The organism is Psychrobacter sp. S1-30-MNA-CIBAN-0213 (genome assembly GCF_040309845.1).
GTDB lineage: Bacteria > Pseudomonadota > Gammaproteobacteria > Pseudomonadales > Moraxellaceae > Psychrobacter.
This window is the reverse complement of record NZ_JBEOPE010000073.1, coordinates 1-270: the sequence shown is the minus strand read 5'-3', so window position 1 is coordinate 270 and position 270 is coordinate 1. Positions and strand designations below refer to the sequence as shown.

General features: G+C 43.3%; 1 pseudogene. It reads left to right on the top strand.

From position 1 onward, the window contains the following. Positions 1-270, top strand: a pseudogene (locus AAEY87_RS14000) (3-hydroxyacyl-CoA dehydrogenase); the annotation flags it as partial.

Here is a 270-nt window from a genome sequence, read left to right as displayed (position 1 = left end):
AGCCAATCGTAGTGCGCCCTTCTTATGACATACTAAAAACACTGGTTAATGAGCAAGGGCGCGAAGGTAAGAAAAATGGCAAAGGGTTCTATGACTATCCAACAGAGGGTGATAAGCATCTATGGCCTGAGTTGGTAAATTTATATCCGCCAAAATCGGAGCAACCTTCACAGCAAGATTTGGTAGATCGGCTAATGTTTATTCAAGCCAATGAATCCGCTAAGTGCTATGAGGAGAATGTCGTACGCTCAGTTGCCGATACCAATATAG